Here is a 14,422-nt window from a genome sequence, read left to right as displayed (position 1 = left end):
TTTTTTCAATTATGAGACAGCCTCTTTTTACTAACCTTCTTTTTCTGATAAGTATTTCAATACTTTCAAGGTAGGTTCATAATTTGAACAGCCTTCTAATGATTTTTGGAAATATCGTCTAGCCAATTCCTTGTTATTGGATTGCAAGTAGGCGATTGCCAAATTATAATGTAATGCAGGAAAGTAAGGTAATCTCATCTGCATTTTGGTATATAGGTCAGCTGCTTCTTTTAATTCTCCACATCTACTGGCAAAATTAGCTTCTGCTAATTCTGTAAAATCAGGATGATGTCCTTGGTTTGCTTTATAATACTCTATCAGTGTGCCTGGAACACCAATCAAGAACATTAAGTTTTTCAAAATATTTTTATGGAAAAACTCAATTCCTAAATTATCGCCCCCGTAGTATTTGGTTGTTTTCCAATAAAATTTCTTTTCAAAAAAGTAATATTCGTATTTTTTTCTATACCCTAATCGGTCGTAATACCCTGTTTCAGGGCATATATCAAATAATTCTCCATTTGAGAATAATAAACCGTGTTTATCAGAGATAGAATGACATTCATTACAATAATGATATTGTGTATCTAATTGATGATCCCAGTTAATAGGATTGTCACAATGTCCGCATCGGCGTGTTTTTTCTGCATTTTGAGAGATAAAAATATCAAAGGATCTTTTAATATCTTTGATCATTCCTGACCGAATAACTAAGGCATTATTTTTAGCAATTCTCCAATGTGCAGTCCTTTTGCCTAGTAGCGGATAGTTCTTAAAAGTGATAATTAAGTAACCACCAAAGTAAGTCATCCGTAAAATATCATAGAAAGAGATTAATTCTCCTGTTAAATAGATGCCATTTTCATTGATATTTCCTAATTTAGGTAAGAGGAAATAACTTTTCTTCTTTTCTGAGTAAGCTTTAAAAGAAAATGCAAATGAAGGAATTTCAAGCATAAAAAGGTTTATATATTGAATTTTATCAAATGTATAAGCACTAATCCATTGGTTTCACGTAAACTTTTGATATTTTTACAAATCAGAAGCAATGCTTCCTATAAAAGAATAATACAACGTATTTAATGCGTTTTAAAGATAATTAATTTGACACTAGTAGAAAACCTGTCGCTAATAGCGCCAGGCTTTTTTTTATTTCAAATTTTCTCATTAACTTTTATTTTGTGTTGATTGAATAAAACTTCAAACAGATAATTTCATGAAAAATAGAACTAAATTTTCAATTTGGTACTTCTTAAGCATTCTTGGAGGAATGCTATTTTTAGAAGCTTTATTTTTCTCAGGACCCAATGTAAAAGAGCTCTCATACAATGCTTTCAGAGATAGTATTGCAAATGGTAAAATTGAACATGTGGTAATTGCAGATGATAAGGTGTATGGTAAGATAATTAAATCTTCTACTTCGATAATTAATGATACTACTGAAGTAGACTCTACTGATGCTAGTAAAAGAAATGGATTATGGAAAATTGATGCTACAGGAAAAGCGGCTCCTTGGAGAATTGACTATGAAAGAAGAAAGGAAGACTTAAGTCGACAATTTTACGTCATCAAATTAGACGATCCTGATTTAATTCTTGACTTGCAGGAAGCTAATATTGATTATAAGGGCATTATTGAAAATGATTGGTTAGGCAACTTTTTCTCCAATTGGTTACTACCTTTTGGTTTACTCTTCTTGATATGGGCTTTTGTGATGCGAAGAATGGGTAAAGCCGGAGGCCTTGGTGGAGGTGGAGGTAATAATTATCTCAATGTCGGAAAAAGTAAAGCCAAAATCTACGCTGCAGATGCTGAACACCTTGTTAATTTTGGCGATGTAGCCGGTTGTGATGAAGCGAAACAAGAATTAGCTGAGGTTGTAGATTTTCTCAAAAATTCAGAAAAGTATACAGAATTAGGAGCAAAAATTCCAAAAGGTATTTTGTTAGTAGGCCCTCCAGGTACTGGTAAAACATTATTAGCAAAAGCAGTAGCAGGTGAAGCTGGTGTCCAGTTCTACAGCTTGTCAGGTTCTGATTTTGTTGAAATGTTTGTGGGTGTGGGAGCTGCCAGAGTGAGAGACCTTTTCACTCAAGCAAAATCAAAAGCACCTTGTATCATTTTTATTGACGAATTAGATGCCATAGGAAAAAGTAGATCCTCTAACGGAATGTCTGGTAATGATGAGAGGGAAAATACACTGAATCAATTATTAGTTGAGATGGATGGTTTTGCTGCTGATCAAACCGTTATCGTATTAGGAGCAACAAACCGACCGGAGATACTTGATAAAGCATTACTGAGACCAGGTCGTTTTGACCGTCAAGTACAGGTAGATAGACCTGATCTTAATGGCCGTCTAATGGTACATTCGAGTAAAATTAAATTAGGCAGTTCTGTTGATCTGGAAGAGATTGCAGCACAAACTGCTGGCTTTGTAGGAGCTGATCTTGCTAATTTATGTAATGAAGCAGCATTATTGGCAGCAAGAGAAGGTAAAACGGAGGTAGAGCAAATTAATTTTACTGATGCCTTTGAAAGAGTAGTTGCTGGTTTAGAAAAGAAAAATGCTGTAATCAGTGAATCTGAAAAGAAAACAGTTGCTTATCACGAAGCTGGTCATGCTATTGTAGGGCACTTTACAAAAGGTGCTGATCCGGTAAGAAAAGTGTCTATTGTACCAAGAGGTTCAGGAGCTTTGGGTTATGTATTACAAGCACCTACTGAAGACCGTTTCTTAATGAGTAAAGATGAATTATTAGGTAAGATTAAAGGTCTCTTAGGAGGTAGAGCTGCTGAACAAATCGTTTTTGGAGATATCAGTACTGGTGCTTCTAATGATTTAGAGAAAGTTGCCTCTATCGTTCGTTCAATGTTGACAGTATATGGTATGAGTGAAAAATTACCTAACTTGTCGTTACAAAAAGAAGGGCAGAATAATTTTCTAGGAAATGGAGGAGCTTCTCACAAAAGATCTGAAAGCTTAGAAAAAGAGATTGACAAAGAATCTTTAGAAATTATTGCAACTTGTTATGAGGAAACAATTGCGTTCTTAAATAGCAAAAGAGATGATTTAGAGAAATTAGCTCAAATTCTATTAAAGAAAGAGATTCTTGATGAACAAGATGTCCTAGAAATTCTCGGACCAAGAGCAGTTTAAAATGATACGTAAAGAAAAGAAAATTGATGAATTTATCTTAAGAGAAGCAAAAGGAATTAAAGATATGCTGAAAAGTGGAAGTATATCTAAAGACTTAGTTACTTTTGAAATCTTCATTGATAATATAATGTCAGATTTTCAGATTGACCAGAGTCAAAAAGAGTATACTGAAAATCGATCAAAAGAAATTTTGAAAGAAAAAGGTATAATTATTTCTGGAATGTAATTATATTGAAAGCCATACGTTTTATAATTTTAAAATGTATGGCTTTTAACTTCACTAACTATTTTTTCGTTTTAAATAATTAAACACATAAAATTCACATATTTAACCAATCACTAGCATGTATTTTATTGAAAAACAGGAGTACGATAAGTACACTGATGAAGACCATCAAGTATGGCAAACACTCTACAAAAGGCAAATGAAGATATTACCATCATTAGCTGAAAATGATTTTTTAGAGGGGATCAAAGCCATCGGGTTTGAGGAAGACAAAATTCCATCTTTCCAAAATTTGGACGAGAAGCTACTATCTATTACGGGGTGGAGTATTGCTCCAGTAACGGGACTTATTCCCAATAAAGAGTTTTTTGAGCTTCTGAAGGCTAAAAAATTCCCTTCATCTACATGGTTTAGAAAGTTGTCTGAATTGGATTATTTAGAAGAACCTGATATGTTTCATGACATTTATGGGCATGTACCTCTTTTAACCAATGCATTCTTCTGTCAATACCTCGAAAAAATGAGTGTTATTGCGTTGAATTATATTGATAACGAACATGTTATTGAATTAATTTCACGCCTATATTGGTATACAGTTGAGTTCGGCTTAATTCAGAAAGAAGAAGGGCTAAGGATTTATGGAGCAGGAATACTTTCTTCTAAAGGCGAAAGTGAATACAGTCTGTTTTCTGATATTCCAAAACGTCATAAATTCAATGTTCTAGAGATTATTCAAACTCCTTATATCAAAGATAAATTTCAGGAACAATATTGGGTGATTAGTTCTTATAAAGAGTTGTATGACAGTTTGGATGAATTGGATCGTTTATTGGGTAAAGTTGTGAAAAACGATATTATTATTCAATAGATTAATCTATAAACTCAAAATGCTCTTCTATATTGGACATAAAGGTTTTTCTAAAAAGTAGAGCACCATTGATATCATATAAAAAAGAACTTCTCTGAACAATACCTATCGGCAATAGATAACATTGTAATTGCTTTGCAATTCTTGCTTTCGAGTCAGCCAAAATAGGGAAAGGGAAGTTCTTTTTCTTTAATACCTTCGCAATTTCTTCTTCATTTTGATGAACAATGACAAATACATTTTCAACGTATTTTGTGATAGCCTTCATCTCCTTTTTTAATAAAAGAAGGTGCTCTTTATCCAATTTAGAAGAAACGGTAGGTAAAAAGACAATCAGAGTGTTCTTTAATTGAAAACGATGGACTTGTCCTTTATAATTTCTTAATTCAAATGTTTCCATAAAAAAGAAGAGCGTATAATACTGAAATTATACGCTCTTATAATATAATTTAGAAAGAATTACTTTAGGATATTATGTCCCATTTTATCTCTCTTTGTTTCTAAGTATTTTTTGTTGTATTGATTTGGAGAAATTTCAATAGCAATGCTATCAACGATTTCAAGACCATAACCAATCAAACCAGCTCTTTTCTTAGGGTTATTAGAAATCAATTTCATTTTACTAACACCTAATTTTCTTAAGATTTGAGCACCAACACCATAATCTCTTTGATCAGATTTAAAACCTAAAGCTTTGTTCGCTTCTACAGTATCTAAACCTTCTTCTTGAAGTTTATAGGCTTTTAATTTGTTGACCAAGCCAATGCCTCGACCTTCTTGATTCATGTAAAGAATAACACCTCTACCTTCTTTTTCGATCATTTCCATTGCTCCATGAAGCTGAGGACCACAGTCACATCTGCATGAACCAAAGATATCGCCTGTTACACATGAAGAGTGAACACGGACCATTACAGGTTCATCCGTAGTAATGTCACCTTTAATCAGTGCAAGGTGTTGTTCACCTGTTTGTGTGTGACGGAATGCCTTTAAGTTAAAGTGTCCGAATTCAGTGGGCATATCCACACCAATTTCTTCTTCTACTAGAGACTCTTCCAACTTCAAACGGTATTGAATCAAGTCTTCAATACTGATCAATTTTAAATTGTGTTTCTTCGCTACATGAACCAAATCTGGAAGACGTGCCATTGTTCCATCATCGTTCATGATTTCAACAAGTACACCACAAGGTTCCAAACCTGCCAAACGAGCAAGGTCAATTGTAGCTTCAGTATGACCAGTTCTTCTTAAAACACCATTTCTTTTCGCTTTAAGAGGGAAGATGTGTCCTGGCTTACCTAAAACTGCTGGATCAATATTAGGATCAGCTAGAGCTTGTACTGTTTTAGCACGATCACTTGCTGAAATACCTGTAGTACATCCATGACCAATTAAATCAACAGATACAGTGAAAGGTGTTTCAAACGCAGCTGTATTTTTACCCACCATTAACTCAAGTCCAAGATCTTCGCAACGATCTTCAATCAAAGCACAGCAGATAAGACCTCTACCTTCTTTAGACATGAAATTAATGATTTCCGGAGTTACTTTTTCAGCAGCACAGATAAAGTCACCTTCGTTCTCTCTATCTTCATCATCAACTACAATAACTATTTCACCATTTTTGATTGCTTCAATTGCATCTTCAATGGTATCTAATTTGAATTGTTCTGACATTTTATATATGGATGTGAATTGTTCTCAACATGTTTATAACACAAAGGTAAAATATTATTGATATATAAACTATTTGAGCATGTTTGAATCCTTTGATTTAGTAAAATTCCACTATTTAAGAGCAAAGTTTGATAATTTAAAGACAATTGAATCAGAACATCTCTTAAAATTTAACTTTTTATTTTAACTAAAAACAAAAACTTTTGTTTCCAAAAATTAGGTTTCAGCTATGCTTTGTAAGAACACTTATTCATTTATTTTAAAAAACTTGTTAGGACTAAACTCATAACGAGTATTAATCCTCCCATCATATAGAGTATAATCATACTCGATTGTAGCCACTTTTCATCTTTATCTTTACTAAATTGATAGAGCTGAGTACCAATGAAAATAAAGATGACACAACTAATGAAAATAGTTGTTTTATGATTGATATTACTTCTGGGAATATCCTGAATATATTTATAAACAAGATCACCAATTCCCAAACCTAGAAGGGCCCCAAGCCCCATGAACCTTTTTAGCATATCGTATAAAAAAACGGAAATAAGCTGAATTGCCTATTTCCGTTTTGTATTTATAAAGTGTTATACAACAACATTTACAATTCTCTTTGGAACGAAGATAAACTTCTTGATTGGTTTATCCTCTACCCATTTTTGAACTACTTCGTTGGCAAAAACAGCTTCTTTGGCTTCTTCTTGAGAAATATCAATTGGAAGATCAATTTTTACTCTCATTTTACCATTAATAGAAACTGGGTAAGTATGTGATGCTTCCACTAATAATGAAGCGTCAAACTCAGGGAATGAAGCTAAAATTACAGAATCTTCATGTCCTAAAGCCTCGTGCCATAACTCTTCAGCAATATGAGGAGCGAAAGGAGATAAGATTACTAAAAGTTGTTCTAATACATCTTTCTTATGGCATTTTGCAGCAGCTAACTCATTCACACATACCATGAATGCAGGAACTGTAGTGTTCAAACTTAAAGACTCCATGTCTTCACCTGCTTTCTTGATTGTTTTATGAAGGATCTTTAATTCCTCAGGAGTAGCTTTACCATCAGTTACGACCAATTGTCCTTGATCGTTGTAGAATAATCTCCACATCTTTCTTAAGAACTTCCAAACACCATCAATACCTTGCATTGACCAAGGTTTTGATTGTTCGATAGGACCTAAGAACATTTCATAAAGACGAAGTGTATCTGCTCCGTATTTCTCGATGACTACATCTGGGTTTACTACGTTGTATTTCGATTTTGACATCTTTTCTACAACATGACCACACATGTATTTACCATCTTCTAAGATAAACTCAGCATCAGCATAATCTTTACGCCACTCTTTGAATTTTTCTGTATCTAATTCATCGTTATTGACGATGTTCACATCTACGTAAAGAGGTTGAACATCATAGTCTTTTCTTAAACCATAAGAAACAAACTGATTCGTACCTTTTACTCTGTAAACAAAGTTAGAACGACCTTGGATCATACCTTGGTTTACGATTCTTTGGAACGGCTCTTCGTGACCGATGAAGCCCATGTCAAATAAGAACATGTTCCAGAAACGTGAGTACAATAAGTGACCTGTTGCGTGCTCAGTACCACCTACATATAAATCTACCTGGTTCCAGTATTCTACCGCTTCTTTACTAACGAATGCCTCTTTGTTTTGAGGATCCATATAACGTAAGAAGTACCAAGAAGAACCTGCCCAACCTGGCATTGTTGTTAATTCGTAACCGAATTTATCATCAAATTTCCAATCCTTAGCATTTCCTAGTGGTGGATCACCTTCAGGGGTAGGTAAGTAGTTTTCAACTTCTGGTAAGTTTAATGGAAGTTGTTGGTCAGGTACCAATTGAGGAGAATCATTTTCATCAAAGTAAACTGGAACTGGCTCACCCCAATAACGTTGACGAGAGAATACTGCGTCTCTGATTCTGAAGTTTACTTTCGCTTTACCTTGACCTGATTCCACCAATTTGTCAATTGCAACTTTGATCGCATCATCTGATTCCATTCCATTCAAGAAACCAGAATTGATCATTTTACCCTTCTTCACTTGAGTAGGGTCTTCCATATCTTCAGTTCCTTCGATTACACGGATAATTGGTAAGTCGAAGTGATTTGCAAAACGGAAGTCACGATCATCTGATGAAGGAACCGCCATTACAACACCTGTTCCGTATCCTGATAATACATAATCTGCGATCCATAACTGAACTTTCTCTCCAGTCAATGGATTGATTACATAAGAACCAGTAAATACACCTGATACAGTTTTCACGTCTGATTGACGATCTCTTTCTGATCTATTTTTTGCCTCTTCAACATACGTTTCAACTGCCTCTTTTTGTGCATCTGTAGTTAAAGTAGGGATTAATTCGTGCTCTGGAGCTAAAACTACATAAGTAACACCATAAACAGTGTCAACACGAGTAGTGAAAGCCGTTAAAGTAATATCGCTATCTGCTACTTTAAAGTCTAATTCACAACCGATCGATTTACCAATCCAGTTACGTTGCATTTCTTTTAAAGCGTCAGACCAATCTAAACGATCTAAGTTACCCAATAAACGATCCGCATACGCTGTGATACGCATCATCCATTGTTTCATTTTCTTTCTTTCAACAGGATGTCCACCTCTTTCAGACACACCATCTTTAACTTCGTCGTTGGCTAAAACAGTTCCTAAAGCAGGACACCAGTTTACCATTGCTTCAGATAAGAAAGTCAATCTATATTGTAATAGGATAGTGGCTTTTTCATTGTCTGAGTAACCTTTCCAATCCTCAGCAGTGAATACATTTGCATCATCATCACATTCAGCATTGATTCCTTCAGAACCGTTTGCTTCAAAGTGTTTTACTAACTCAGCAATGTCTTTCGCCTTATTCTCGTCTTTATCGTAGTAGGCATTGAATAATTGTTCAAAGATCCATTGTGTCCAACGATAGTATTCAGGAGAAGATGTCTGAACTTCACGACTCCAGTCAAAACTGAAACCGATTTTATTCATTTGCGACTTGAATGTACTGATATTTTGCTCTGTAGTGATTGCAGGGTGTTGACCTGTTTCAATCGCATATTGCTCTGCAGGAAGACCAAAAGAATCAAATCCCATAGGGTGAAGGACATTGAAGCCTTTTAATCTTTTGTATCTTGAAACAATATCAGAAGCAATATATCCCATTGGGTGACCTACGTGAAGACCAGCTCCAGAAGGGTATGGGAACATATCAAGTGTATAATATTTTGGCTTACTTTTGTCAATATCTACTTTATAAATATTGTTGTCTTGCCAATATTTCTGCCATTTAGGCTCAAATGAATTATGGTTATATTCAGACATACTATAGATGTATCCTAAAAATTAATTGCGTTTTTTGTCTTTGTACTAAAGCCTTAGTACTTTAATTTTTGACCTGAAATCAATAAATCAAGCAAAGATATAAATAAATCTATTTTATAATACTTCTAAGAGTAGGATAAACTAAGATTTTTAAATCAAACAATAATAATTGTCAATTTTAAAGCTTTAGGTTCTATTACTTAAGAAACCTTATTTTTATAAATCAAGGCGATTAGATGTATTCAAGAATTGTCATTTCACTTCCATTGAATTTAACTTTTTCATTTATTGATTTTCCTATAAATATTTTTCCGATAGGGGATTGTGCACTAATTACAAATACATTATCCTTATCAAATTTCACTTGACCGATACTTATCAATAAATAATACAATCCTTTATTCGTTTTAATAAGGCTACCAGGCTTAATTGTATCAGACTTTGTATCATTAATTTCCTCAATCACTTTTAATAATTGAAGGTTTTGAGATAGCTGCGTACCCATTTTTTCTTTTTCTAAATGCATCATCGCACGAGCCGTGTCATGTTTGTCACCAGCTGTACTTCTTGTTTCAGCATTAGCAGATTGCTGGGCACTTTCCATGGCTTCCTCTAATGATTTTACTTTATCAACTATTAGAGATTTACAATGTGCCTTTAAAGCTTTTTTATATTCAATATTTAATTTTTCCATCTATTCTAAAAAGAAAAAGAGGAAGACAATTCTTCCTCATTGATTCAGTCACTTAATAAATTCGGCTTTCAAAATAGTGATTTCATTTCCTACTTTCAAATCGTAGGAGTTGTATTTTTCATTATACATTTCTTTAATGTATCTGACATGATGCCAAGTCATTTCATTTTCAGGAAGATGTAAAGCTTTGAATAATCGTCTTGTAATTTGAAAATAACCATCACCATATTGAACGGTTAAAGTAACAGATATGATTGTGTAGTTTTTTACTTTCTCATTGTCTTCTGTCGCAAAGGTTTTTGTAGCAAGAAGGAGAGAGGTTGTTAGGAATAAGATCAAAAGATGTTTCATAATATGAAGTAGTTATTTAATGAATTATGTATTACAAATATATATACATTGAATCATTCTAACAACTAAAATGAGGATAAAAATCTATATTAAAGCATTGATAATGAATTATATAAAATCAATATTTAAAACTTCAAAAACATCTATTTAACATAATGTTTATTATATTTATCTACTATATTTTATTTAAATGGTATATGCTAATGCTTCAAGTATTAATTCCAACCTAATAATCTTTCCATCACTTTCTGCATCATAATGTATTCATAATTCTGATCAGGTTCTTTTAATGTGCTTAACGAATGAATTTTACAGATATGTTTCGTGTCATTTGCTAAATGATCACCAATACATATTATTCCAAGGTTTGAATCTTTACAGAATTGTTCAGCTTTTTGAATGTATTCATCATTCATAGGAATTGCCAAATAGAAATAATCACAAAATAATGACTTCGTGATGATTTTTTGTTTTTGAGATTTGAATGATGATAAATCTGTAATAATCTCTGAACCAATGATAACGGGTCTTTTCTTATAGTTTTTTTCAGGTTTAGCCAATGTGATTATATCGACGACTTTTGAAGGTTGTTGAATCACAAAAGCTACAAGATGTTCATGATTGGAAGAAAAATCAACTTTAAGTGTTCTTGCAATCCATTGTTCCGATCTTAATGCATTAAGAATATTTGCTCTAGCAAGGTTTTCTGATGAAAGTTGGTACTTTTCCATCTTTTTTAAATCCTGCCAATAAGTGTCGACAGTATTTTTCTGTACATTCTCATTCCTCACTGTATCTTTTAATTGATAAGGCAATACAAATTGAGATTTGCTCTTTTTATCTGTAATTACAACGGGCTCCTCTTTTTTACGCCCTCTTTCGGTCTTTCCTCCTTTTAAGGGTCTATAGATTTGCCATAATTCTCTTAACTCATGACGCATATTTTCACCCTTCAACATTTTTTCTTTTACATCTTCTACAATTTTAGTTGGAGCTATTGTTCTTACCTTACTAAACGTTTCTAATTGTTCCGGTGTAGTTTTAACGATAGATTCATCTAATTCATCAAGATGATTCATTTCTAATATTTCTAAATAAAGCTTTGCTCCTGACCTCGCTCTCCATAATGTTGAAATATTGATTCTGTTTTTTTGGGCTAAGCCTTTTACGTATTCGGTAAAAGATCTTGATCTTAATTTATAAAGTTGTTGAGATTCTATTTGGTCTAGAAGTTTTGCCACTCTAAGCCAGTTTCTTCTATCCTTTTGAATAAGGATCTCGAATTCTAATTCAATTTGTTCTAATTTATTTAAACTCATAGTTGCAAATTGCAACTAAAAATTAATAAAAACAATATTATAGAATGTGTTTAAAAGTATAATAGTATATTTGAATTACATAAGTATCAGAACTAATGATTTTGAGGTATAAAAGGATACATAACACATGAAATAGACTTAAACATTTATTTTAAAGGATCATTTTTCAACACCATTTTCGTAGTTTTTTACTTGATATAAGTTCTTAAAGACCTATTACCTTTGAAACGTTTATACCTATATATAGGATTACTTTTTTTAAGTCCCCTCTCTTACGCTCAAGATGTTCTTTCTTTATTTTCAACTGAAGGAGAAAATGCACAAAAAAGTAGCTTGGAGTTGTTCAACCGTTATACAGACCCTTTAGTCGAAAGCTATAAATGGGCAATTGGTATGGGCTGGAATCATACAGCAAGGCCGCACCGTCCTATTGGTTTCGATCTCAGTTTTGGTTCTGCAATTGTATTTATTCCCTCTTCAAAATTTCATTATACGGTTGATGATATCGAAAATGTAAGAATTATAAAGGGTAATGAAAAAATACCCACTTTTTTCGGTACAAATACTACTGAGTCTGTAATAGGCGTAAAAAATGATGATGGTACTGAGGCAATTATGCCTGCAACCAAAGGTGTGGACATTCCTATAGCTGCTCTCCCCTATTTGAAGTTTGGATTAGGTATTTATAAGAATACAGAAATAATGGGTAGAGTTTTTCCAAAGGTAGAATACAATGGAATTATATTACAAATGTGGGGTGCTGGATTAAAACACAATTTGATTCAATGGTTTTTCAAAGAGAAATCACCCTTTGATTTAAGTATTTTTGGAGGCTATACACAGACCGAAGGGAATTATCCATTGGAACAAAGCTCCGTTTCACCAGTGAATGATCCTGGAAATTTGACTTTCCTGACGAGAGGTGGTGATTTTGAATTGATTATGTCAAAAACACTACCATTGCTTACCATTTATGTAAACTCAGGATTCATTTATAGTAAGAATACAACGAAGCTTAACGGTGATTATAGATTAGTACAGGACGAGACTAAAACATTGAACCTACCTGAGGATAGAATTGTGGAAGAATCTGAGCTTAGAAGTTGGAAATTTGGAGGTGGTGTAATGCTCAAATTTGGTTTAGTTTTTCTTAATGGGGACTATACATTCTCAAATTATCATCAAATTAACGTTGGAATGGGGCTTACATTAAAATAAACCCCAAAATTATGTTAAAAATACTTAAATGCTGAACTATAATAGTACGTTTTAGGACTATAAAACCGATTTTTGTCAATGTCTCAAAAAGAGGTGTGCTTATTTTATATGAAATAGAGTACTAAATATTCACTCCTGAGACATATTTAGATTGTAATTAGAATAATGTTTCAAGCATTAAAATAAGACTATATCGTGGATTTATTTGAAAAACTTCTTCAAGACAGAGGACCATTAGGAAATCATTCCAAAATGGCTCATGGATATTATGCATTCCCAAAACTTGAAGGAGAAATTGCTCCTCGTATGACCTTCAGAGGTAAGGAAGTATTAACATGGAGTTTAAACAATTACCTAGGATTAGCAAACCATCCAGAAATTAGAAAAGTAGATGCTGATGCAGCTGCTGAGTACGGATTAGCTTATCCAATGGGTGCACGTATGATGTCTGGTAACTCAAACTTGATTGAAGAGTTTGAATCAGAACTTAGTTCATTCGTAGGTAAAGAAGATACAATGGTGTTAAACTTCGGTTACCAAGGTATCATGTCTGTTATCGACGCGTTATTAGATAGAAAAGATGTTGTAGTATACGATTCAGAGTGTCATGCATGTATCATCGATGGTTTGAGAATGCATGTTGGTAAGCGTTTCGTTTTCCCTCACAATGACATTGAGAACTGTGAAAAGCAGTTACAAAGAGCTACAAAATTAGTTGAAGAAACAGGTGGTGCTATCCTATTGATTACTGAAGGTGTATTCGGTATGTTAGGTGACCAAGGTAAGTTGAAAGAAATCGCTGACCTTAAAGATAAATATCAATTCCGTATGTTGGTTGACGATGCTCACGGATTTGGTACTTTAGGTAAAACAGGTGCTGGTGCTGGTGAAGAGCAAGGATGTCAAGATAAAATAGATATCTACTTCTCTACTTTTGCTAAGTCTATGGCTTCTGTGGGTGCATTCATCTCTTCAGACGAGCAAGTAATTGAGTATTTAAGATACAATACAAGATCACAAATCTTTGCGAAAACATTACCAATGCCTTTAGTAAAAGGTAACTTAAAGCGTTTGGAAATGCTTCGTAACATGCCTGAGTTAAAAGATAAACTTTGGGAAGTTGCTACAGCATTACAAGACGGTTTAACTTCAAATGGTTTCGACATTGGTTTAACTGATACTCCTGTAACACCAGTATTCTTACAAGGTGGTCAAAACGAAGCAGTAAATATGATTATGGACTTAAGAGAGAACTATAGTATCTTCTGTTCAGTAGTTGTATATCCTGTTGTTCCTAAAGGAGTAATCATGTTGAGATTAATCCCTACTGCATCTCACTCATTAGAGGATGTAGAAGAGACGATTTCAGCATTTAAAGCTGTAAAACATAAATTAGAATCTGGTGAGTATGCTAACGCTGAACCACAAATAATGAAGTAATTTATTATTGATTTTAATTTCAATATAAAAAGGATAAGGTTTCAATAAAAAATTGAGATTTTATCCTTTTTTTTCGTCTTAAATATTATAATTTTTCAAAGTTATTA

12 protein-coding genes are annotated in these 14,422 nt (G+C 33.4%); 5 read left to right on the top strand and 7 right to left on the bottom strand.

The features are described 5' to 3' along the window. Nucleotides 1-30: 30 nt before the first annotated feature. Nucleotides 31-957 (bottom strand): tetratricopeptide repeat protein, encoded by a 927-nt coding sequence (locus PL77_RS09250; protein WP_044204019.1) that lies wholly within the window; start codon nucleotides 955-957, stop codon nucleotides 31-33. Between the two features lie 259 nt (nucleotides 958-1,216). Between PL77_RS09250 and ftsH the strand changes: the two genes are divergently transcribed. The 3 genes from ftsH (at nucleotide 1,217) to phhA (ending at nucleotide 4,254) form a co-directional block, all read left to right on the top strand. Beyond that, entirely contained in the window at nucleotides 1,217-3,160 is a 1,944-nt protein-coding gene (ftsH, locus tag PL77_RS09245) for an ATP-dependent zinc metalloprotease FtsH (RefSeq protein WP_044204016.1), read from the top strand. Between the two features lies 1 nt (nucleotide 3,161). Beyond that, complete coding sequence (locus PL77_RS09240) at nucleotides 3,162-3,386, top strand: hypothetical protein (RefSeq protein WP_044204015.1); 225 nt, start codon at nucleotides 3,162-3,164, stop codon at nucleotides 3,384-3,386. Between the two features lie 118 nt (nucleotides 3,387-3,504). Next, a complete protein-coding gene (phhA, locus tag PL77_RS09235) occupies nucleotides 3,505-4,254 on the top strand; it encodes a phenylalanine 4-monooxygenase (RefSeq protein WP_044204012.1) in 750 nt (249 codons plus the stop codon). Nucleotide 4,255: 1 nt separating this feature from the next. Here phhA and PL77_RS09230 read toward each other — a convergent pair whose 3' ends face one another. The 6 genes from PL77_RS09230 to PL77_RS09200 form a co-directional block, all read right to left on the bottom strand. Continuing rightward, a complete protein-coding gene (locus tag PL77_RS09230; RefSeq protein ID WP_044204010.1) occupies nucleotides 4,256-4,654 on the bottom strand; it encodes a redoxin domain-containing protein in 399 nt (132 codons plus the stop codon). A gap of 59 nt (nucleotides 4,655-4,713) precedes the next feature. Continuing rightward, entirely contained in the window at nucleotides 4,714-5,931 is a 1,218-nt protein-coding gene (locus PL77_RS09225; RefSeq protein ID WP_044204008.1) for a bifunctional 3,4-dihydroxy-2-butanone-4-phosphate synthase/GTP cyclohydrolase II, read from the bottom strand. Between the two features lie 587 nt (nucleotides 5,932-6,518). Beyond that, nucleotides 6,519-9,293, bottom strand: coding sequence for a leucine--tRNA ligase (leuS, locus tag PL77_RS09215; RefSeq protein WP_044204006.1), 2,775 nt, complete (start codon nucleotides 9,291-9,293; stop codon nucleotides 6,519-6,521). 232 nt (nucleotides 9,294-9,525) lie between these two features. Further along, nucleotides 9,526-9,987: a hypothetical protein gene (locus tag PL77_RS09210; protein WP_044204004.1), complete on the bottom strand. Its 462-nt coding sequence runs from the start codon at nucleotides 9,985-9,987 to the stop codon at nucleotides 9,526-9,528. Nucleotides 9,988-10,035: 48 nt separating this feature from the next. Continuing rightward, nucleotides 10,036-10,338 carry a hypothetical protein gene (locus PL77_RS09205; protein WP_044204001.1) on the bottom strand — a complete coding sequence of 101 codons (303 nt, stop codon included), beginning with the start codon at nucleotides 10,336-10,338 and terminating at the stop codon, nucleotides 10,036-10,038. A 215-nt stretch (nucleotides 10,339-10,553) separates the two neighbouring features. Next, nucleotides 10,554-11,657 carry a hypothetical protein gene (locus PL77_RS09200; protein WP_044203998.1) on the bottom strand — a complete coding sequence of 368 codons (1,104 nt, stop codon included), beginning with the start codon at nucleotides 11,655-11,657 and terminating at the stop codon, nucleotides 10,554-10,556. A 222-nt stretch (nucleotides 11,658-11,879) separates the two neighbouring features. Between PL77_RS09200 and PL77_RS09195 the strand changes: the two genes are divergently transcribed. After that, a complete protein-coding gene (locus PL77_RS09195) occupies nucleotides 11,880-12,875 on the top strand; it encodes a DUF6588 family protein (RefSeq protein ID WP_044203996.1) in 996 nt (331 codons plus the stop codon). A 195-nt stretch (nucleotides 12,876-13,070) separates the two neighbouring features. Then, the gene (locus PL77_RS09190; RefSeq protein WP_044203995.1) at nucleotides 13,071-14,315 is read left to right on the top strand and encodes a pyridoxal phosphate-dependent aminotransferase family protein; all 1,245 of its coding nucleotides are present in this window, start codon (nucleotides 13,071-13,073) and stop codon (nucleotides 14,313-14,315) included. Nucleotides 14,316-14,422: the final 107 nt, after the last annotated feature.

It is taken from the genome of Flammeovirga sp. OC4, from assembly GCF_000812565.1.
GTDB lineage: Bacteria > Bacteroidota > Bacteroidia > Cytophagales > Flammeovirgaceae > Flammeovirga.
This window is presented reverse-complemented; position numbering and strand designations above follow the sequence as displayed.

Excerpts from the sequence above, each read along its gene's own strand:
- PL77_RS09250 (WP_044204019.1), bottom strand. The coding sequence starts at position 957 with ATGCTTGAAATTCCTTCATTTGCATTTTCTTTTAAAGCTTACTCAGAA.
- PL77_RS09240 (WP_044204015.1), top strand. The coding sequence starts at position 3,162 with ATGATACGTAAAGAAAAGAAAATTGATGAATTTATCTTAAGAGAAGCA.
- PL77_RS09210 (WP_044204004.1), bottom strand. The coding sequence starts at position 9,987 with ATGGAAAAATTAAATATTGAATATAAAAAAGCTTTAAAGGCACATTGT.
- PL77_RS09230 (WP_044204010.1), bottom strand. The coding sequence starts at position 4,654 with ATGGAAACATTTGAATTAAGAAATTATAAAGGACAAGTCCATCGTTTT.
- leuS (WP_044204006.1), bottom strand. The coding sequence starts at position 9,293 with ATGTCTGAATATAACCATAATTCATTTGAGCCTAAATGGCAGAAATAT.
- PL77_RS09205 (WP_044204001.1), bottom strand. The coding sequence starts at position 10,338 with ATGAAACATCTTTTGATCTTATTCCTAACAACCTCTCTCCTTCTTGCT.
- PL77_RS09225 (WP_044204008.1), bottom strand. The coding sequence starts at position 5,931 with ATGTCAGAACAATTCAAATTAGATACCATTGAAGATGCAATTGAAGCA.
- ftsH (WP_044204016.1), top strand. The coding sequence starts at position 1,217 with ATGAAAAATAGAACTAAATTTTCAATTTGGTACTTCTTAAGCATTCTT.
- PL77_RS09200 (WP_044203998.1), bottom strand. The coding sequence starts at position 11,657 with ATGAGTTTAAATAAATTAGAACAAATTGAATTAGAATTCGAGATCCTT.
- phhA (WP_044204012.1), top strand. The coding sequence starts at position 3,505 with ATGTATTTTATTGAAAAACAGGAGTACGATAAGTACACTGATGAAGAC.